Source organism: Methylocystis sp. (assembly GCF_050246715.1).
Taxonomy (GTDB): domain Bacteria; phylum Pseudomonadota; class Alphaproteobacteria; order Rhizobiales; family Beijerinckiaceae; genus Methylocystis.
Genome location: NZ_JBFWVN010000038.1, coordinates 1 through 19,652, shown reverse-complemented (window position 1 = coordinate 19,652; position 19,652 = coordinate 1). Strand labels below are relative to the sequence as shown.

21 protein-coding genes, 1 tRNA gene and 1 pseudogene are annotated in these 19,652 nt (G+C 59.5%); 12 read left to right on the top strand and 11 right to left on the bottom strand.

Annotated elements, in window-relative coordinates; all coding sequences use genetic code 11:
- Positions 1–15: 15 nt before the first annotated feature.
- On the top strand, positions 16–2,028 hold the full coding sequence (locus AB7I51_RS12430) for a L,D-transpeptidase family protein (protein WP_428404518.1): 2,013 nt from the start codon (positions 16–18) through the stop codon (positions 2,026–2,028).
- A gap of 39 nt (positions 2,029–2,067) precedes the next feature.
- On the opposite strand, the gene AB7I51_RS12425 is transcribed toward AB7I51_RS12430, so the two are convergent.
- The 5 genes from AB7I51_RS12425 to AB7I51_RS12405 form a co-directional block, all read right to left on the bottom strand.
- Positions 2,068–2,493 carry a cupin domain-containing protein gene (locus AB7I51_RS12425; RefSeq protein WP_428404519.1) on the bottom strand — a complete coding sequence of 142 codons (426 nt, stop codon included), beginning with the start codon at positions 2,491–2,493 and terminating at the stop codon, positions 2,068–2,070.
- Between the two features lie 59 nt (positions 2,494–2,552).
- The gene (locus AB7I51_RS12420) at positions 2,553–3,254 is read right to left on the bottom strand and encodes a VIT1/CCC1 transporter family protein (protein WP_428404520.1); all 702 of its coding nucleotides are present in this window, start codon (positions 3,252–3,254) and stop codon (positions 2,553–2,555) included.
- A gap of 366 nt (positions 3,255–3,620) precedes the next feature.
- Positions 3,621–4,019: a YybH family protein gene (locus AB7I51_RS12415; protein ID WP_428404521.1), complete on the bottom strand. Its 399-nt coding sequence runs from the start codon at positions 4,017–4,019 to the stop codon at positions 3,621–3,623.
- Between the two features lie 139 nt (positions 4,020–4,158).
- Positions 4,159–4,971 carry an RNA polymerase sigma factor gene (locus AB7I51_RS12410; RefSeq protein ID WP_428404522.1) on the bottom strand — a complete coding sequence of 271 codons (813 nt, stop codon included), beginning with the start codon at positions 4,969–4,971 and terminating at the stop codon, positions 4,159–4,161.
- Between the two features lie 190 nt (positions 4,972–5,161).
- The gene (locus AB7I51_RS12405; protein WP_428404523.1) at positions 5,162–5,800 is read right to left on the bottom strand and encodes a recombinase family protein; all 639 of its coding nucleotides are present in this window, start codon (positions 5,798–5,800) and stop codon (positions 5,162–5,164) included.
- A 256-nt stretch (positions 5,801–6,056) separates the two neighbouring features.
- Between AB7I51_RS12405 and AB7I51_RS12400 the strand changes: the two genes are divergently transcribed.
- The 9 genes from AB7I51_RS12400 (at position 6,057) to AB7I51_RS12360 (ending at position 15,260) form a co-directional block, all read left to right on the top strand.
- Positions 6,057–6,290: a hypothetical protein gene (locus tag AB7I51_RS12400; protein WP_409981406.1), complete on the top strand. Its 234-nt coding sequence runs from the start codon at positions 6,057–6,059 to the stop codon at positions 6,288–6,290.
- Between the two features lie 328 nt (positions 6,291–6,618).
- Positions 6,619–6,978: a hypothetical protein gene (locus tag AB7I51_RS12395; protein ID WP_428404524.1), complete on the top strand. Its 360-nt coding sequence runs from the start codon at positions 6,619–6,621 to the stop codon at positions 6,976–6,978.
- Between the two features lie 1,022 nt (positions 6,979–8,000).
- Positions 8,001–9,200 (top strand): tyrosine-type recombinase/integrase, encoded by a 1,200-nt coding sequence (locus AB7I51_RS12390; protein WP_428404525.1) that lies wholly within the window; start codon positions 8,001–8,003, stop codon positions 9,198–9,200.
- Between the two features lie 88 nt (positions 9,201–9,288).
- The gene (locus AB7I51_RS12385) at positions 9,289–10,008 is read left to right on the top strand and encodes a hypothetical protein (protein ID WP_428404526.1); all 720 of its coding nucleotides are present in this window, start codon (positions 9,289–9,291) and stop codon (positions 10,006–10,008) included.
- An 80-nt stretch (positions 10,009–10,088) separates the two neighbouring features.
- Positions 10,089–10,295, top strand: a complete 207-nt coding sequence (locus AB7I51_RS12380; protein ID WP_428404527.1) for a helix-turn-helix transcriptional regulator — start codon at positions 10,089–10,091, stop codon at positions 10,293–10,295.
- Positions 10,292–10,714, top strand: coding sequence for a hypothetical protein (locus tag AB7I51_RS12375; protein ID WP_428406245.1), 423 nt, complete (start codon positions 10,292–10,294; stop codon positions 10,712–10,714). The genes AB7I51_RS12380 and AB7I51_RS12375 overlap by 4 nt, the downstream gene beginning before the upstream one ends.
- 452 nt (positions 10,715–11,166) lie before the next feature.
- The gene (locus AB7I51_RS12370) at positions 11,167–13,485 is read left to right on the top strand and encodes an AAA family ATPase (protein ID WP_428406244.1); all 2,319 of its coding nucleotides are present in this window, start codon (positions 11,167–11,169) and stop codon (positions 13,483–13,485) included.
- A gap of 619 nt (positions 13,486–14,104) precedes the next feature.
- Entirely contained in the window at positions 14,105–14,815 is a 711-nt protein-coding gene (locus AB7I51_RS12365) for a hypothetical protein (protein ID WP_428404529.1), read from the top strand.
- Between the two features lie 79 nt (positions 14,816–14,894).
- Positions 14,895–15,260 (top strand): hypothetical protein, encoded by a 366-nt coding sequence (locus AB7I51_RS12360; protein WP_428404530.1) that lies wholly within the window; start codon positions 14,895–14,897, stop codon positions 15,258–15,260.
- Between the two features lie 81 nt (positions 15,261–15,341).
- Here the strand turns inward: AB7I51_RS12360 and AB7I51_RS12355 are convergent, their stop codons facing one another.
- From AB7I51_RS12355 to AB7I51_RS12345, 3 genes are read right to left on the bottom strand one after another with little or no spacing between them, the layout of a single operon-like run.
- Positions 15,342–15,929 (bottom strand): hypothetical protein, encoded by a 588-nt coding sequence (locus AB7I51_RS12355; RefSeq protein WP_428404531.1) that lies wholly within the window; start codon positions 15,927–15,929, stop codon positions 15,342–15,344.
- A gap of 52 nt (positions 15,930–15,981) precedes the next feature.
- Positions 15,982–17,010, bottom strand: coding sequence for a hypothetical protein (locus tag AB7I51_RS12350; protein WP_428404532.1), 1,029 nt, complete (start codon positions 17,008–17,010; stop codon positions 15,982–15,984).
- A 16-nt stretch (positions 17,011–17,026) separates the two neighbouring features.
- On the bottom strand, positions 17,027–17,266 hold the full coding sequence (locus tag AB7I51_RS12345) for a DUF6471 domain-containing protein (RefSeq protein WP_428404533.1): 240 nt from the start codon (positions 17,264–17,266) through the stop codon (positions 17,027–17,029).
- A gap of 89 nt (positions 17,267–17,355) precedes the next feature.
- Between AB7I51_RS12345 and AB7I51_RS12340 the strand changes: the two genes are divergently transcribed.
- On the top strand, positions 17,356–18,378 hold the full coding sequence (locus AB7I51_RS12340) for an IS1595 family transposase (RefSeq protein WP_428404534.1): 1,023 nt from the start codon (positions 17,356–17,358) through the stop codon (positions 18,376–18,378).
- Between the two features lie 124 nt (positions 18,379–18,502).
- Here the strand turns inward: AB7I51_RS12340 and AB7I51_RS12335 are convergent, their stop codons facing one another.
- Positions 18,503–18,781, bottom strand: coding sequence for a hypothetical protein (locus AB7I51_RS12335; RefSeq protein ID WP_428404535.1), 279 nt, complete (start codon positions 18,779–18,781; stop codon positions 18,503–18,505).
- Between the two features lie 100 nt (positions 18,782–18,881).
- A tRNA-Ser gene (locus AB7I51_RS12330) sits at positions 18,882–18,971 on the bottom strand.
- Positions 18,972–19,057: 86 nt separating this feature from the next.
- Here AB7I51_RS12330 and AB7I51_RS12325 point away from each other — a divergent pair.
- Positions 19,058–19,450 (top strand): hypothetical protein, encoded by a 393-nt coding sequence (locus AB7I51_RS12325; protein WP_428404536.1) that lies wholly within the window; start codon positions 19,058–19,060, stop codon positions 19,448–19,450.
- Between the two features lie 88 nt (positions 19,451–19,538).
- Here AB7I51_RS12325 and AB7I51_RS12320 read toward each other — a convergent pair.
- Positions 19,539–19,652: pseudogene (locus AB7I51_RS12320) on the bottom strand (IS5/IS1182 family transposase); the annotation flags it as partial.

Genomic DNA, 19,652 nt, shown 5'->3' with positions numbered 1-19,652 from the left:
TGGCTTTTCTCTACGGTGGCTCTGGCCGCGGGCGTCGCCGCGACGCTCGGCTATTCTTTCACGCCCGCCGTGGCGCAGGGCTTTTTCTTTTGGGGCGGCGACAGCCTGCCTCGGGCGGCGCCGCCGCGAGAGCAGCCCAAACATGTCGCTCGACCGCGGCATGCCGGAGGAAAGAAAGCCTCATCCAAGTCGGCGGATAAAACCGGCGCAAAGCCGGGGCACGAGGCGAAGGCTGATGCGCCGCAACTCGATCGGCCTCTTTTCCTGATCGCGTCGATCGCCGACCAGCATGTGTCGATCTATAATCATAACGGCCTCGTCGTCCGTTCGGCGATTTCGACAGGCATGGCCGGACATCCGACGCCCAAGGGCATTTTCAGCATCATCGGCCGCGAGCGTTTCCATCGCTCCAATATCTATTCCAGCGCGCCGATGCCGTTCATGCAGCGGATCACTTGGTCGGGCATCGCCATGCATCTTGGCGTGGTGCCCGGGCATCCGGCCTCGCACGGCTGCATAAGGCTGCCCGCCGCATTCGCCGCCAAGCTCTGGGGCATGACCAGGATCGGCGAGCGAGTCGTCATCGCGCCGCATGAGGTGACTCCCGTCGAATTCGACCACGCGCTGCTGCCCCAGCCGAAGTTGCGGACGTCCGCTGAAGCGGAAAAGGGCGGCTCGGGAACGCAAGTCGCGGCGGAGGCGCCCACGTCGATCGCTCCACAGCCGCAGGCGGAGAAGCCAGAACTCAAGACAGGCGGCGACGCGGTCGACTCGGCAAAAGCCGACGCCGACGCGGACCAGCGGCCATCATCCCCCGCCGTCGCCGAGGCGCGCGCCGCAGAGCCCGAACCTGTCAAGGAGCAGCCGAAGGCCGAGGCCAGCGAACCGGCCGCCGCCGCCAAAGCGGAATCCGCAGCTGTCGCGCCGCAGGAAGCTCCTGTCGCGGCCGTTGCGCCGGCCGACGACCTGCAGCGACAGGCGGAGCAGCCGAAAGTCGAAGCCGCCGCCGCCGACAAGGCGGAGCCATCGGCCGGCGCCTCGCCGAGCGCCGTCGCCGAACAGCCGATGGTCAATCCTCGTCAATATGCTCAACAGCTCAAGGCCAAGGCCGTCGCCGAAGTCGTCGCCACCGCCAAGGCGGTCAAGGCGCTGACCATCGAAGTCGGAACCAAGCAGAAAGAGGCGGCGCGGGCTGCGGCGGAACTCAACGCCGCCGAAGCGTCGCAGATATGGGCGCGCAACAAGGCGGACGCGGCCGCCGCATCATATGACGCCGCGACGGCGTCAGCCGCGAGCCAGCAAGAGCCGGCCGCGACGGCGGAGCGCGACGCATCGTCCGGCGATGATGCGCGGGCCAAAGCCAAGGCCAACCGGCTTACGACCGCCTATGGAAGGGCTCTCCTCATTCAGGACGCGCTGCTGCTCAGGAAGACCAACGCCGACTCCGTTCTCGCCGAAGCCACGGCGAAACTCGAACAGGCGAGAACAGCCTCGAGCGCCAGGGAGTCGGAGTTCGCCGAGGCTGATCGACGCCTCATTGAGGCGAGAACCGCGGCGGCGGCGGCGGTCGCCGCTCAAAAAGAAGCCGAGCGGCGCACGGCGCCAATTTCGATGCTGATCAGCAAGAAGCAGGGGCGCATCTATGTGCGCCAGGGGCTCGCGCCGCTGTTCGACGCGCCAATCGAAATCCGGGACCCGAAAACGCCGCTCGGATCGCATCTTTATATTGCGACGGCGGCCAGCGACGACGGGAAGTCGCTCAAATGGCAGGTCATCTCTGTGCCGGTCCGCCTGGGCGACGAGTTGGGCGCAGGCAGAAAAACCGCCTCCAACGAGGCTGGCCTGTCATGGAGTTTGCGAACGACAACGAGCCCGACCGAGGCTCTGGAGCGCGTCGACATCCCGAAAGAAGTGCGCGACCGAATCGCCGAGCGGCTATGGACCGGCGCTTCGCTCATCATCTCGGACCAGCCGGTCAGCAGCGAGACCGGCGCCGTCGGCACCGATCTGACGATCAAGCTGCGCTAGATCGCGACATTCGGGCCGAACGGCTCAATGCAACGTGATCTAACGCCGATCAATCGTAACCTCGGCGCCGGGCGGCGCCTGGTCGATGACTAGCAATTTGACCGGGCCGGTCTCGGCGGCGGCGCCGAAATGCCAACCGTCGACGCTTTCGACGATGAAGTCGCCGGCGCGGTAGACCCGCGACGAGGCATCGGCCTGCTGGACCCTCAGCTCGCCTTCAAGAACATAGGCATAGCGCTGGAAAGGGTGCTTGTGTTCCGGCAGTCTCGCGCCCGGCACCAGAGAATAGATCGAAGCGACGACTTGCGTCGGTCCTTGCGGGAGCGCGATGGGCTGGCCGGTCGCGGTTTTTGTCGTCCTGGCGATTTCGGTCACGGTCTCGGCGGGCCGGCGCTCCTCCGCGCGGGATTTGCCGCCCGAAACCGACGCCAGGCCAAGGATCGCGACAAGCGCCAAGCGTATCATCCACAGCTCCATTCCGAATGTAGATCGCGCCTTCCCTGATAAAGCGCCGGTCGCGGGCGTCACACGGCCATGCCGAAAATCTTGCCGACGCCCGCCGTCAACGCCAGCGCCAATGCGCCCCAGAAAGTTACGCGGACCATCGCTCGAAAGACGGGCGCGCCGCCGGCTCTCGCGCCGATGGCGCCGAGCAATGCGAGGCACGCCAGAGAGGCGGCGGACACGACCGGGACGATCGCCTCATGCGGCGAAATCCACGCCGCGACGAGCGGCAGCGCGGCGCCCGAGGCGAAGGTGACGGCCGAGGCGAACGCCGCCTGCACAGGCCGCGCGGCAACGATTTCGGAAAGGCCCAATTCATCGCGCGCATGGGCGGTGAGGGCGTCCTTCTGCATGAGCTGCCAAGCGACTTGCCGGGCGAGATCCAGATCGACGCCGCGCTCTACGTAAATCTGGGCCAGTTCTTCCCTTTCGAGTTCGGTATGCTCGCTCAATTCCACGCGCTCCCGCGCAAGATCGGCCTTTTCGGCGTCCGATTGAGAGCTCACCGAAACATATTCGCCGGCGGCCATCGACATGGCGCCGGCCGCGAGACCGGCGACGCCGGCGATCAGCACGTCTTCGCGCATCGACGCGGCGGCGGCGACGCCGACGATGAGGCTCGCGGTCGAGACGATGCCGTCATTGGCGCCAAGCACCGCCGCCCTCAGCCAGCCGATGCGCTGGACAAGATGTCTCTCCCGGTGCATGCGAAGGCGGGTCATGTCGCCTCAGGACGATCGCTGGATCACGTCGCCTTTGGGCGGAATCGCCCAACTGCAGATGACGTGATTGGTTTCGATAGCTTGGAGCTCGCTTACGCGAGAAGCCGGGATCCGGCACCGGCAATTTATATGACTGGCCGGCGCGCCTGAAGGCGCCGATGCGATCCATCCACATCAAGATGCGGAGTCATCGGCTTCAGCTGCCGCTTCGGCGCAGGCGGATTTCCTCAAGCCCGCTTAATCGGGTGGAATTGGGGCGCACATCCGGGCGATCTTGCTCAGCTCGAAACTATTCGGCGGCTATCGATGGCAAAGTCTCGCTTTATCGAGAGCCGGCCGCGCAATGCGACCGGCTCAGGCAAATTTCTATTTGGTCTGGGGCAGCAATCGATCGCCATGGGGGTTGTCGATAACCATCTTCCACGATCCGTCCGCTTGGCGGCGCAGCACCGCGACGGACAGCCCCGTTTGCACGATTTCCTGTCCGTCCGGCGCATGCGCCGTCATGCGCCATGGCGCGATGTGGAGGGCGGTATCGCCGCTCGCGACGACTTCATGCCCCGAATAGGTGAAAACCGGCTTGGCGGCCGCCATGTCGCTGAACATCCGCCGAAGCTGCCGCTCGTCGGTGACGGGTTGTCCCGGTTCGAATAGAACCGCAGCGCCATGTTCATAGGCGCTCATCACCGTCTCGATCTCGCTGTTCTGAAATGCCGCCGTCATTTTTTCGACTGCGGCTTGCACGTCGCTTTCGTCTTTTTTCATTTTCCGTTCTCCAGTTCGAAACGATTGTTGGGATGTGATTCTATTTTCTGGCGCAAACGGAGTGCGCAGACGCTGGGCAAAGCGGCAGCGTGCACGCAAAAGCGCGTTTCATTTATTCATCCTTTGTTTGAGCGAACGATCAGGTGGGCGGATCGACGAGGCTCAGCACTCGCGTGGCGAAATCCTCTGGCGCACGCAGCGGTCCGGTGGCGCGTTGGAGCTCGGCCGTGGCGAGCTGCGCATTGAATCTGCCAGCCATCGCCTTGGCGGCAGCATATTTTGGCGCATTGGCGAAGGCCGCTGATGGCCCGGCGTCAAGCCGTCCGCAGTTCAGCGCCGCCGGCAACCGTCTTGGGCAAGAGCAGGGGGCCGAAGCATTCGCCAAGCCGCAATGAGCGGCGGCAAATTCCTGGATGCTGGCGCGCGACCGAGACAGTCGTTTGCGGAAAGTCGCCGGTTCAATTCCCAGGACCTCGGCGGCTTCGGCGTGCTCCATCTCGAGCACTTCTCCCAACACATAGGCTGCGCGGTGTTTGCGATCCAGGCACAACAGCATCGCCATCGTACATCGCAGGCGTAGGTCGTTCAGCATGGCGTGATCTTCCGGCGACGCCATGTTCTCGTCGACAAGCCCGTCGATGAGATCCTCGCCAAAGGCTTCAAAGGACAGACCCGGGTCGCGCGAAACGACCTTTCGAGCACTAATGAGGTAATTCACTGCAACCTTGTAGACCCATGTCTCGAAACGGCTGTCGCCGTTGAAGGTCGACAATTTGATAATGACCCGGATCAGGATTTCCTGAGTGGCGTCCTGCGCGGCGTCCAAATCCGCCAGCATGCGGACGGACAGTCGAAACACAGCGTCCTGCGCGGACTTTATCAGTTCGGCGAGAGCAGCGGCATCGCCGTCCTTTGCGTGTCGGACGAGAATATCCTGGTCTTTCGTCAACATGGACCCTCAAAAATCGCTGTCTTGATCTATTAGACGCCGCCAAGCGGCGATGTGTGACAGGAAATCCAAATTTTTGGATGGTCGTCGGGCGCAAGATCACAGAAGGGGGAAAACACTGATACGGACAGGCGCGACGAAACATGCACGACACGCCCCATGGCCCTCTTAACAGCCATCGCAGTCCACTCCGCTACATTCCCCATTCCGCGAGGGCCGCCTCAGCGCCCGCTGCGTTGTCCCGGATACGGTAGACCGTCTGCCGCGAAAGTCCCGTCGCGGCCGCGACAGAACCGACGCCCGTTCCCTGATTGAGCATGTCGCGGACCGCTTCAAACTGCGGGCGTGAGAAACCTGGCTTCCGGCCGCGGTATTTGCTCTCTTGCGCGTTTGCCTTCGCGCGTTCGATCCCGGCGCGCTGCGCTTCCTTCGTGGCCTCTGCTTGGGCCTGGGCCGTCGCCGCCATGAACGCGATCAGCGCATCCCGCACGGCTTGTTGCATGGGGTCCGTCGTCGCGCCGTCAAAGCTGAGCCCATTGATGACCGTTCGAACGATAACGCCGCGGCGCATGAACTCCCGAATGGCGTCCGTCACGTCGGCGTAGTTGCGCCCGAGGCGGTCCACCCAACGCACGACAAGCGTATCCCCGGACCGCAGCATATCGAACAAGCGGCGGCCCTGGGGACGCTCGGCAAGAGGAACGCGAAGGCCCGACAGGCCTTCGTCAGCAACCACATCGTCGATCGCGAACCCAGCCGCTCGGGCTTGGGCTTCTTGGTGGCCGATGGTCTGGTCCAGCGTCGAGACGCGCGCATAGAGGATCGTTTTCATGAGGCGACCCTGTGTCCGTTAGGATTATGTCCGAACAGTATTATGTCCGTTGGGTCAAGTCAAATCTAACGGACGACCATTCTTGGCCATTTTCGTCTGTCCTTTGCGATATACTCTTACGGACATGCGCCTCTCATTAAGGCGGGGCTTTGCGCAAGAGTTGCTTGGCTTCCGATCCGCCCGCCTGATAAAATCAGCCCCTTGGCTGAGCCCTGTCTCGCGTCACCCGTAACGAGTAGCTTGGAGTTTCTGCGTCATGTCTGACGACAGCAGTCACGACGACATTCTCAATTTGACCGATCCGGCGGAATACGCGGACGCTGTTTCTCAGCGCACGATGGCGTTCTGCCATTTGGCCAAGCTCGCCGACACGGTTGAAGATGAGACCGTGAAGGAACTCTGCGTGACGATGCTGCGGAAGCTTAATTCGAGCATGCGAGCCCCGGCGGCGGCCGAACTGCGCTCGATTGAGGGTGCGTCCCGAAACTAAGAAGCGTGTCGGCGCGCCGTTCGCTCAGACGATCTTCTCAGAGCGTCTTTCAGTCCTCTCCCGTAACATGGCCCTCAGTTCCCGCGCGAAAGCCGGTGCGACAACTTCATAGGCCACAAGGACACAGAAGCCGTTGTGGCGATGATTGCGCATGTGCGCGCGGCGGAGCAGAGCGGCGTGGCTCCTATTATGGACGCCCGGTCATTCGCATGGTCCCGCTCTACGCGCGCCCATTGAACGGCTGACCCCACTCTCGCCGCAAGCTTAGATTAGGCGCTTAGCGCGCCGCCGCAGGATGACGGCTGGCGCAACTGAAAGGACCCAGGCGATGAGACTGCTGGCGGCGAGCGCGGCTATTCTGATTCTCTCATCTCGACTCGCCGTTGCCGAAGACGCCCCGACAACTTTCCAATGTGAGGGCAGTCTTCAGCAAGGGAGTCAGAAGACTGAAACGCCTATCGAGCCGTTCTCGGTCGAGATCAAAGGCAAGGCTGTGACGTTAAATGGAGTCGGCAATCTCGGGACAGCCTTTTCGCTAATTCAGAAGGATCAAAGGTTCTATGTCTTCAAGAATGCCCGGAAGGACCAGGGCGGGAATATCGACCGCCAAACCGGCGTGATAAGCCTTTACGTCTTGGACAAGAGCGCCCACAAAATCACTGCGTCCATCAACGGCCGTTGTCACTGAGAACCCACTTCGGGGCCTTCATCGACGATCTTCATGGTAGGGACGGTAGCGAAAGGCTTCATTGTTCGGCGCTTCCTTCTTTAGGCGCGTCCAAAGGAACGACATGCAGTAACCGCCCTCAGTCCTTGTCGCGTTCCTTGAGCCTGAGAGTGCTCGCGGCCGTGTAACGAAAAATGCAAGGGCGTGCGTCGGCCGTGGCTGGTTGCGAAACGGCGCGCACTTCCTCGGGTGCGAGGCGAGTTCTTTAGCCCTGTCGATTGCCCCCGGAACTGCGCCTCATCGGACACGTTACCCTTATGGCGGCAAGGACGTTGGCGGCCAAATGGCTGAGGAAAACGCTTAGCCAAAGAGAAAAAACATGCTTCGAACACTCGTATATTCGGCGGCCCTGGTCGGTGCATTGGCGCTGCCGAGTGTGGCTCTCGAACAGGGGCATGGTGACGGTCGCCATGGCGGTGGCCATCACGTTGGCGGGCATCACGGTGGCGGCCATAACGACAGTGGACAACACGGGGGCTACCACAGCGGCGGCCGCCACGGCGGTTGGCACCTCGGTCGATGGCATGAGGGGTGGGCTCGGCGCGGGTGGCATCGCGGCCGTTGCTGGCGTTGGTCGAACGGGCGCTGGAACTGGGACTGTTAGCAAATGAATGTTGATGCCGGGCGCGGCGCCTCGCGACGTTGGGCGTTCCCGGTCCGGCGGCGACAAAGTGACGATGCCGCCCCACGGCGACGCCGCCGTTGAGAGGAAAGATCGGCCCGGCCCCTTTGGGCTAGTTCGGGGGGACAACCCGCCAAGCTGTCTTCTCAAGCAATTAAAAATAATGTTGTCTGCAACATCAATAGAAAGTGGCGGAGGGGGCGTCCGCCTAACTAGCGTTCGAGGCAATTTGAGGCTGTCCACGCTATCCCTTATTTTCTAAGGCTTCTATAGCCAGACCGTCTTTCCTTGTCCGCCGTCGTATGTCACAATCCGCGTCGAATTGTAAGACTGATTGTAAGACCAGACGCGGGCGGGGCACATGGCCGGGAAACTGACGGCGCGGGCTGCGGCGACAACCAAGCCGGGGCGGTATGGCGACGGCGGCGGGCTGTGGCTGGTTGTGTCGCCAACGGGCGCGCGCAAATGGGTCTATCGATTCACGTGGCAGGCGCGGGTCACGGAAATGGGCCTTGGGTCGGCGGACCTTGTTTCCCTGGCCGAGGCGCGGGCCAAGGCGGGTGACGCGCGCAAGACGCTCGCCAACAGGTGCAACCCTATTAAGGCGCGCCGCGAAGCCGCGAAGGCAAGCGCCGGCAAGCCGACGTTTGGAGAGGTCGCCGACGGGCTAATCGCCACCAAGCAAAGTGAGTGGCGCAATGAAAAGCACCGGGCGCAATGGCGCATGACGCTCGAAACCTATGCCGCGCCGCTGCGCTCGCGACCTGTCGATCAAATCGACACAGAAGCCGTCCTGGCCGTCTTGAAGCCTATTTGGTTCGAAAAGCCCGAAACCGCCTCCCGCCTGCGCGGACGCATCGAGGCCGTTCTGGACGCGGCCAAGGCGCAAGGCCATCGCACGGGCGAGAACCCTGCCGCATGGCGCGGCCATCTCTTGCACTTGCTCCCCACGCGTCAAAAGCTTTCGCGCGGCCATCATGCGGCGATGGCTTATGACGACGTTCCTGCCTTTGTCGCCCGATTGCGGGAGCGTGACGCCCTTGCGGCGATGGCCTTGGAGCTCTGCATTCTGACTGCAACGCGCTCGGGCGAGGTTCTCGGCGCTCGCTGGTCTGAAATCGACTTGAAAGCGAAGGTCTGGACCGTGCCTGCAGGGCGAACGAAGGCGGCCCGCGAGCATCGCATCCCACTGTCCGGCCGTGCGCTCGCGATCTTCGAAACGCTCGCCAACGCGCGAACGGGCGACTTCGTCTTTCCTGGCCAGCGTGAGGGAAAACCTCTTTCCAATATGGCGATGGAAATGGTCTTGCGGCGCATGGGCGTCGAGAGCGTCACCGTTCACGGCTTTCGCTCAGCCTTCCGAGATTGGGCCGGCAATGAAACGCATTTCCCGCGTGAGGTCGCAGAGGCGGCGCTCGCTCATGTCATCGGCGACAAGGCCGAACAGGCTTACAGGCGCAGTGACGCGCTCGAAAAGCGCCGAGAACTAATGACCGCATGGTCGAATCACTGCGAGCCTAAGGACGGCTCAAATGTGGTTCCGATGACGCGAAAGAGCTAAATTGAACGCGCGGGGATAGGCCGGCCGGCCGACAAGCCGATAAGCCCATCGGTTTCCCTGCGCTCACTGGGCTTCGCGAGGGCTCGCGATGGAATTTCTCGACGCAGATGAGTCCTGGTTAAATTCGATCGGCGATAGTTGTCTTGATCTGACTTCGGCATGGCGGCCGCCTCCAATTTTGACGCTCGAAAAGGTCGAGGCGCTCGGCAAGGTCCTCTCGCTTGCTGACGCCATAAATGTCATGGCGTTCGGTGGCCATCCGCCGGATGAGGTCATGCCGGACGGAAGGCCGAACTTCGCCAATATTTCAGAACGCAGGCGCGCGGCGACGGCGCTTTTCAGTGCGGGTCTCGATGGCGTCATTAAATTCTTCGGATCGCCGAAAGAGGGCGGCGACGCCAGCGATCCTGTCGACAGAAACTTTTTTCGTACTTCGCGCGCGCTTGGTCACAAAGACAATACGATCGAGACTGATCAACTATCTGTTTCGTATGACAAGTTAGAGGCCGCCTGGCGGAACGAACACCAAAGATGGTGGAACGTTTCTGTCGACGGGGCTTCGTTTGCCGCATGGCTCACAAAGGTATTGACGGCGGAAAGGGGCAATCTGGCGGAAGCCAGGAAACGTATCTGTGAGGCCGTGAAAGATAACCCCAGCCTTACGCAAACGGAAGCCATTCAATTGGTAAAAGACGCGAGCCTGAATATCAGCCGGCGGGAAGTTCGTGACTTGCGCAAACAGGCCGGAGGCAGCCAAGGACCGGGGCCTCGGGGGCCTAGAAAAAATCGCGCCGCGCCATCCGCGTAATTTGGCGCAAATGCACATATTGTGTGAGGCTGTCTCGTGTGAAAAATGGCGGGTTATCTCGACCAACCGGAGATAACACCGTGACAAATCACACAGAAGCCGACACCGTCCGGGCGCATCGCGTAAAGCAGTTCTGCGAGCGCGTGGGCATTAGCGCGTCGACGTTTTGGAAGTATGTGCGGCAAGAAAAAATCAGAACCATTCGTATCGGTGGGCGCGTGCTCGTCCCGCACGCCGAGGCGCTGCGCATCCTGTCGGAAGGCGTTGGCGGGAGGGAGGGCCGATGAAAACCGGCTTGAATCCTTCTTTCCCGCCCGATGGGGGAATTTTCGCTGACGATGGCAAGTGGTTTGCGCAGCGGCCTTGGCGACGCTTTAGAGCACGGCCTTTTCAACCTGTTGCGGCGTTGGAAGGCGTCACTCTTTGCACCGACGACGAAAACGGGCGGAAAGGCAAGGTAAATCTGGTCATCTCGCGCTACTGGGGGCGCGGGGTCATCTCGTGCGCCTTCCTGTGTGCGAGCAAGCCTCCGCCACTGCGCACGGATGCTGAAATTTTGCGTTACCTGCGCCTACGGGGAGTCCCGTTGTCATCGCCTTTGCGCTCACGCACAGCGGCCATGGACGACTACCGTCGGGCGCACGCAGCCGCTGGTCTCGGCCTGTCCCTATTCTCCCATAAGTTCGACTGGGAGGACGCGCAGTGAACGCCCACAGTCGGGATCAACCGAAGCATCGCTGCGCCGCATGGTTCTCCATGGCGTGCGCGAAAATCGAAACCGCGAACGACGCGGACCGAGAGCAGCTTCTTAAAGAGTCTGCTTACCTCGCTGGCGCATATGCCGAAAAAGGCTGGCTCCCCGGCGATGGGGCCTTACGCGCGCTTCTAGACGGCGCGAAGAAAAATGGGCTCGTAGGAGAAACGAGCGAATACCATGTGAGCAGGATAATAATCGTCCCCGAGATGAAACGCGGAGCATTGAACTACGCTCGGGTTGCGCCGCCGTTATGCTCAACCACCGCTAGTCCACAGCTTTGGGGCGGAGGGGACGGATTGAAGTCCGCGTCCCAGCCGGTCGTTGTGCCTGATTCCCGGATCAAGAGTGCGGCTGTATCCATCGCACATGTTGCTAGCGCAAGTCTCTACAACGAGAACGACGTGAATGCGTTTCTCGTGCTGCTAAACGATCACGTCGCTGCGTTGGCTAGCAAACTTCCGCAAGATTGCCCTGTCGGCAAAATGCAGCTTGTCTTCATTCAGCCGTCCACGGGAGCGGTAGCGGAACGGCGCTATTGTGTGGGCGATGTTGAAGCAATGTTGGGGGATGTGCGCGTCTACGCGCATACTCACAATGTCTACATCGGCGGCAGGACAATCCGCGACGACGCCATAATTGCCCCAGGCGGGCGCGGGAAGTTTGAAGCGACGGGTCTCGTTTATGCACTCGTTGTGGACGATGACACCGGCGTCTTCCGTAATGATGTTGCGTCAACTCTTCACGTGAAAACATCCAAAGCGCGCTGTCACAAGTGGCTGCTGTTCGACACTTTCGTCTCGCCGGAAGCCGCCGCCGCATTAGGTCTTCGGCTTAACCGCTTTGTCGGCGCGGACCATTGCACCGGCTCCGTGGCGCATGTTTACCGCGTCCCCGGTACGCCCAACTGGCCAAACGCCAAGAAGATCGCCGAGGGCCGTAAGCCTGAGCCCACGTCGCTGTCCCTACAGCGCGGCGAGCTTTGGTCGCCGGAAGCTTTGCTCAACAGCTTCCCTCATGTGGACGAATTACCACAAGAGGAGGGGATGCCCCAGCGCGCCGAAGTCGCGCCGCGCGACGATGATGACGCGATCATCGAAAAAGCGAAGCGGGCCGCCAACGCCGACAAGTTCAATGTGCTGTGGCGCGGCGACCGGGCAGAGTTCAACTACGGCCACGACAGTCGGGGTATTCGTTACAACAAGAGCGCCACGGGCGACGTGTCGGACAGCATGGCCGATCGCGTGCTTGCGCGGATGTTGGCCTTTTACACGAGCGACCCGGCGCAAATCGACAGCCTCATGCGCAGGTCGGGTCTCTACCGCGCCAAGTGGGATAGCCGACGTGGCGGCGGGACGTGGCTTTCCGAATTCGTCATCAAGAGCGCCATCAAGACATATACGGCTGACGCGGCGAAAAAGGCCGCCAGAGTAGATGCAATACGTCCGAGCGTTGAGCGGGCGATGGCGCGCCACAACGCGGAACAGGCTACCACGCGGCTGGGGGCGGCGCTCAAGCAAAAGCCTCCGCCGGGCGGCGCGGCAAACTCAGATGTGGCTCGCGCCTCGTCGAATGAGGCACATGATCCGCCGGGCGAATTGCTGCGCGTCGCGCTCGACCATCCCGCGCCAATCGTCAAGCTGACACGGGCTTCCAGCCTCAAACCGGAGCCCATCTCTTGGCTCTGGCCCGGATGGCTCGCGCGAAGGAAAATGCACATTGTTGGCGGACAGCCGGGCGCGGGCAAGACGACGATCGCTATGTGCATGGCCGCGACCTTGACGACCGGCGGTCGATGGCCGGACGGATCACATTCGCCTCTCGGCAATGTCGTCATCTGGTCTGGCGAGGACGACCCCGCCGATACGCTTGTTCCACGACTTCTCGCCTCAGGCGCGGATATGGATCGCATCTATTTTGTGGACGAAGTGATCCAGGGGGCCGACCGTCGGCCATTTGATCCGTCGAAGGATATGGAGGGCTTGGAGAAGGCAATCGCCGACGCTGGCGGCTGCGCCATGATCATCGTCGACCCCGTCGTCAATGCGGTCGCCGGCGACAGCCACAAAAACACAGAGACGCGGCGAGCCCTGCAGCCGCTCGTCGACCTCGCCGCGTCGGCGAATGCCGCGCTTCTCGGCATCACTCATTTCAGCAAAGGCACGGCCGGGCGAGAGCCGATTGAGCGCATTACCGGCTCGATCGCCTTCGGCGCTATTGCGCGTGTCGTCATGATTGCGGCGAAGGAAGGCGAGACAGATGACGGGTCGCCCCCGCGTCGCTTCCTCGCCCGCGCCAAAAACAACATCGGACCCGATGAAGGAGGCTTCGCCTATGAGCTGCGCCAAGAGCCCATGCCGGGCGACGCCCGCATCATCGCCAGCATCGCGGCCTTCGGCGAGGCCATCGAAGGCACGGCTCGCGACATGCTCGCGGCGGCCGAGGCCGAATCGTCAGAGGACAAAGGCGCGTTTAGCGATGCCGAGGACTTCCTCAGAAAGCAGTTGGCGGAAGGCCCGGTCGCAACAAAGGAACTCCACGCCGCGGCGGCGGCGCACGCTATTGGTTGGCGGACAGTTGAGCGCGCAAAGCAGGCTCTCGGCGTCGAGGCATTCAGGCACGAAAACAAATGGTCCTGGCGGCTAACTCCGCCAAACACTCCCACCTCAAATTCTTGGCGGTCTTGCGGTCTTACCTCTGAAGAGGGGGAAGGCGAGATGTGAGCGCCTCGATCCTCATTAAAGAAGCAGCCGCCGAAGGCGTTAGCATCAAGCTTGAAAGCTGTAACAAATTAACGATCTACGTCCTGCGAACGCTCGCGGGAATGGCTTCCTGTGCTGCGCGAACATAAACCCGGGTTGCTTGCCGAATTGGCGCGCCCCAACCGTAAGACCGCAAGACCGCCACTCCGCCAAGGTGGGGGAAGCTGGTAGACTGGCGAAGGCGGGACGGTCGAGTCGTCAAATGCTTGGTTGTGTGGAGACGTGCAATTGAAGTGAACTAAGCGTAGCCCATCCCGTCACGGCAGTATCCATAATCTCTGAGCGCAACACACCTCGAACTCAGCCAGACGTTCTGAACCAATCCATGCACTCTGCTCAGGCGAATTGCGGACCACCAAGCGCCGTGGCAATTTGCTATCGAGAAACCCCTGAAAGACCTAGTTATGGGAAAAAACACCGGTCATTCGAGCCGAACTGGCGCTGTAAAGGAACGCGTGCAGGTCAAGAATCCCGTCACTGATCGCTATGTCAAGATAGATACCAACACGGGCCGCATCGTGGACCAAAAGAAGACGCCCGGACCTTATAAGGGTGTTAAAGATATCACACGGAAGAAATAGTGCCGCTCGTCTTTTCGCCCCTCGCCGAAACAGTTCTTGATACCGTTCCGAAACGCTTGCTTCCAAAGCACGCATTCGTCATGCGACAAATTGGAAGCCCTCCCGAAATCGATCTTCGTATGGCGGAGATCGTGAAGGAGGTGTTTCTGGCCCACGAGATTAAAATCGTGGATGCCGACGCTTCGACTGGTGGAAAGGATTTTCTCGAACGAATTCTTGGCCTAATCCGGGCGACAGGATTTACAGTAGCGATCTATTCACACAAAACGCGGCCGACTGCGATCGCAAATATTATGTTGGAACTCGGATTTGCTGCGATGAGTGGAAAGCCACTGGTCATAGTGAAATCCGAGCGCGCCAAGGCACCCTCAGATCTAACCCGCACAGATTGGATCGTCTACAGCGACACAGACGAAGACGGCTTCCGTTTAAAATTGAAGCAGGCCACCGAGACAATCGACAGCTTGGTGCAGCACGAGAAAACCGTGCTTGACGTTGCGCTGGGCGCCAGGTCAATAGACTGTGCAATTGCTTTCGAGCGGGCAAATAAAGGATTTTTGCTTTCTGGAGACCGCCAATTTATTGAGGCTGCACGCGAGATTCTAAGTCGTTTAGATAGTGTCATGGACGACCCGCGTATCAGCGATATCGAGAGACTCCGCTCGGAAATAAAAACCTTTCTTCGCCAAGCTGAACACGTCGAAGTTTGACCCTTCTCTTACTTCCGATTCGGAAGGTGAGTCTCCCCTAAGGTGAAGCTGAATATGCAACGACGGTTTGGTTCGAAACATGCAGGAAAAGAACACAGCGCTTGATCGCACGGACGATGAGACGCTCGTTAGCGCTAAGCAGCGCGATGCGAAGGGTCAGTTATTGCCCGGACATACTTTGTGGCGAAACCACCTGCCTAAGACAACGCGCAAGGGCTCACGTAATTTATTTCCGAAAGCGTTTGTTAAAGCGTTGCGGGATGACTACGAATTGCACGGCGCTACGGCAATCGAGAATTGCAGGATATCCGATACTGCGGCCTATCTTAGGCTAATCGCTTCGCTATTGCCCAAAGAGATTCCTAAGCGTCCCGAAGAACAAATGACCGATGCCGAGTTGGAAAGCGAGTTAACCCGCCTTATGCAACGGCTGGTATCGCGTTAAGCCTCTGTGGCCCGCGTCGAATGCCTACTCGGAGAACGGCGCGGCACGGTACAAACGAGGGAGGCCGCCGAAACCAGGGCGCTAGCGAACTGGCGGTTTAGACCCTACAAACACAATTGGCGCGTCCGGAATGGAGCCGCCAAACCCCATTCCTGATGCGGGTAATTGATTCTGCGAGAAAGGTATGTGTGCGGATGTGAACGAGGCGCGAATTATAGGAAGATCTGGCGATTGGCTTTCGGGGATGAAGATTCCAAAAGGTAGTGATCCTGACATCGTGACAGCTAACATTTGAATTTCCCATTTGGCTTCGCCAAAAATGTTGGCGATTTGAATGGCCAGATACAGCGCTTCCGGGTCGTTCGCCACGTGTTGGATGTTTGCTTTTCCAGCATGCTGTGAAAGCGCTGTTTTGAGTTGCTTCCCTATGTCTGGAGGAAGGGAGCGCCACGCTAATTGCGCTTTGATCCGTTCTGTTTCGAGCCTCGCTTTGTCAGCCTCTAAAGCGAGGACTTTTGACCGCTCATCGGCGAGCGCCGCGGACTCTTGGGCCTTTTTTGCTGCTGCTTCTGCATTTGACACGCGTTCTCTCGATTCTGATTTGTATTGTTCTAATTGGCGATCCTTATAAGCAGTCGATATGGACGAAAGCCCGGTATTATGGCGCAACCGCCACAAGCTCCCGCACGGGTCATCGCCACCTAAAATGGAGAGGCGATGATTAGGAGTCGGGCGCTTGTTCGGCGCGGCCCGGTGCGGGCTTATTATCTTCGTATGGCTTTGGCTTTCTCCAGCAATCGCCATCGGTGGCATTGAAATTGGCGTAAGGGACGAATGCTATGCTCGATTGTTTGAATATGACCTCGAAACAATATTCCGTCCGATGGCGGTTTGTTCCCTCAAAGATGTCGTCATAATCTATAGCGCCAAAGATGAAATATCTTGTCATGCCGATGGATATTCTATCCGCGTCGTCAGCAGATATTATGATTACATCGACACTAATTTCAGCTCCAGGACCAATTATAAATGTCAATTTTTCTATGGGCTCAGGCAATTTGTATTCTGTGGCGCTCTCGTTGGTAGGATTGAACGTTCCGCTATAAAACACTGCCTTGATTGCTGGACTGCGTCCACTATTACACAATACGATTTGGATGGAATAGTATTCGATAACGCCTGGAATTTCAAAACCGTACGCACTCAACTGCCCTGGTTTCCTAGTGATATTCACGCTGAAATCCTTAACAAAAACATACGCCCTTTCGAGTCTGTGCATCGCTGTTTCAGCGAGGTTGGCGGATTTCAATGCAGCGTCGGCGGATTCCTTGGCGATGGCGATAGATTTAGCGGTGTCGTCCTTTTGAGCGTCAGCGGCGTCGCTGAGCCGCTTGGTTTCAGTGAAAAGACTGGCGGTCGCATCCCAAAGAAAATACGTGAAAACGGCGACCATAAGGGCAAAGAAATTCGGCGGCTCGTTGATTACCCTAGCAACCCAAGCTCGAATCCACCCGACCCAAGCCACACCCCAGAGGGAATATCTTCCATTATTGGCGTCGTGTCGTTCGTTGTGGCGAGATTTCTGCGGCGCGCTCGAAGGCGACCGGCCATCGCTTCTATTTTCGCGGTCTTTGGTATTACGAACATCTTTTTGGTTATTCTGAGTGTCGGGAGTTGGATTTGACTCCACCGCTCCCCACAAGAAAAACGATGCGATGAAACCAGTTAAAATCCAGTACTTTAAGCGCATATTGGATCGCCTTCCATTAAATGTCCTCCAAGTCTATGCCGGTAAGCCCGAGCACGGTAATGCAGGCAAGCAAAAAGATCGCTGAAAACGTCCCCCGTTTTAGTTTCATGGTGATCGAAGCTTCGGTTTCGCTCAGTCCATGCTTTTTGAGGCGCTTCGCCATTTCGGCGTAAGTGACCTCTGCTTCTTTCATTTTCGCCTTGAGAAACGCGCTGGCGCGCGCTTGCCATTCCTCTTCGGTCTTCGCGAACCCCATGGCCAAACCTATCGTTCAAGAAAGCTATCAAAAACGATAGAATGTTATTGACAGGCTGTCAAGGCTATCGTATCCGTTAGCTATCAGAAATGATAGGTAATGACGTGTCGCAGCACTTCCTTCTCTCCCGCGCCGCCAAGACGCTCTCGCTCGCGAGCATCTTCCGCATGTCCGACGCGGAAGCCGAGGCGACGTTCTGCCGCGTCCGCTGGCCCGAGACTGAGGGCAAGCCGGTATGCCCGCATTGCGGCGGCGTCGACGCCTATGACTGCCGTCGCCCGAACGGAGCGCCGCGCTTCCGTTGCCGCGCCTGTGCGAAGGATTTCAACGTGACCAGTGGGACGCTCTTTGCGTCTCATAAGCTGCCGCTGCGCGTCTATCTCGCCGCTATCGCCATCTTCGCCAATGAGGTGAAGGGCAAGAGCGCTCTTGCCATGTCTCGCGACCTTGGAACGTCCTACAAGGCCGCTTTCGTCCTGTTGCACAAGCTGCGCGAGGCGATGGCCGAAGAGATGAAAGGCCGCATCGTCGGCGGCGACGGCAAGGTTTGTGAAATCGACGGTGGCTATTTCGGTGGTTACGTGAAGCCCGCGAACATGCGTGAGAACCGCCGCGATCGCCGGCTGGCAGTAAATCAAAGCGGCAAGCGCCAATGCGTCGTCATCGTCCGCGAGCGCGAAGGCCGCTCGGTCCCCGCCGTCTTCCGCTCGGAAGGGCACGCGCTGGCATTCATCAAGTCTCGCATCGCCAAGGGCAGCATCGTGAACGCCGATGAAGGCAAAGCGTGGGACGCGCTTCATGCTCAGTTCGAAATGAAGCGCATCAATCACGAAGAAGCGTATTCATTCGACGGCGCTTGCACGAACGCAGCCGAGGAATATTTCAGCCGCTTGCGCCGCGCCGAGATTGGGCACCATCATCATGTCGCTGGCGTTTATTTGCTCCGCTATGCGCAGGAAGCCTCATGGCGCGAGGATCATCGGCGCTTGTCGAACGGCGAGCAGATGGAGCGCCTAGCCGCGTTGATGACGAAGAAAAAGGCTAGCCCCGACTTCACGGGATATTGGCAGCGGCATACGTCATCACGAACAGAGAGGTTGCTGCGATCATGAAGGCGAAAACTATCGGCGTCGTCATAACAACTGGCGCTGATGCGCCTTTCGTTTTAGGGATTCAGTTAATGCCGCTGAACGACGCTGCGGAAAAACTGGCCGGCATCATCAACGCATGCAGGTCTCAAAATGGCCAAAGCGATGGCCAATAATGCATTAGCGTGGCTCCGGCCAAAAAGCCGAACACAAACATCGCGACTTGCTGGTTATCGGCCCGTTTTCTCCGCTCGTAGGCGGCGAGCTTTGCTTGCTGCACTTCGTCGCTATCGTTCCTAATGTCTATCCCGGCAGGTTCATCGAAATCGAGCTCTATCTGTCCATCCGGATGGGTATATGAGCCGCCTAGCAAAGCAATCCGCCGTCGCACTCGTTGCGCGAGAGTCAAACCATCGGCGTTTCCCATGCCAATTGCCTCGCGCTGTCAAGTTGTAAGACTAATTGTAAGACCCAGCTTGATTGCGGCTAATTAACTCATTGATATTCACTAATTTTATTAAACAAAATGGCGGAGGGGGCGGGATTCGAACCCGCGATACGGTTTCCCGCATACACACTTTCCAGGCGTGCGCCTTCAACCACTCGGCCACCCCTCCGCGAAGCGCGCAATATATTCACGCACGCCTTAAACGCAATCGCCGCAAACGGTCAGCGCTTGGCCTGCTCGCGGACCGGACAGCGCATGGACAGGCGCGGCCGCGGCGCCTATTCTTCCCCGCGCCGATTCACGCCATTTCTCCATCCGAACGACGAGACCATGCTGCGACTCCTCACACGACTGATCGGCCTGCTCCTGCTCGCCGGCGGCTTTATCGCCCTCATCGTCGACGGCACCCGCTCGATCGCCGCCGGGCGCCTGATGGTGACAAGCATCAATCGGGGAGCGTCAGCGGTCTTTCCCGGCCTCTACCAGTCGATGCAGTCGAGCGTCGAGAATATCTCGGCGTTTTTGTGGGACCCGGTTCTGACGACGCTGATGACGGCGCCGGTCAGCGTGGCCTTCGGCGGCGTCGGCGCGCTGCTCATTCTGCTCAGCCATCGCCGCCAGGCGCCGCTTTATTACGCCCGGCGCTAGAGCGCCCTCTAAACTTTGGGAATCGATCACGTCGCTTGCATTTGGGCGATTCCGCCCGAATGCAAATGACGTGATCTAGGCTCAGGACTCATTGATTGAGGAAGAAGGCGACGGCTGCGACGATACAGATTGCCGAGAAGAAGGCGTGCGCGCAACGGTCATAGCGGGTGGCGATGCGCCGCCAATCCTTGAGTTTGGCGAA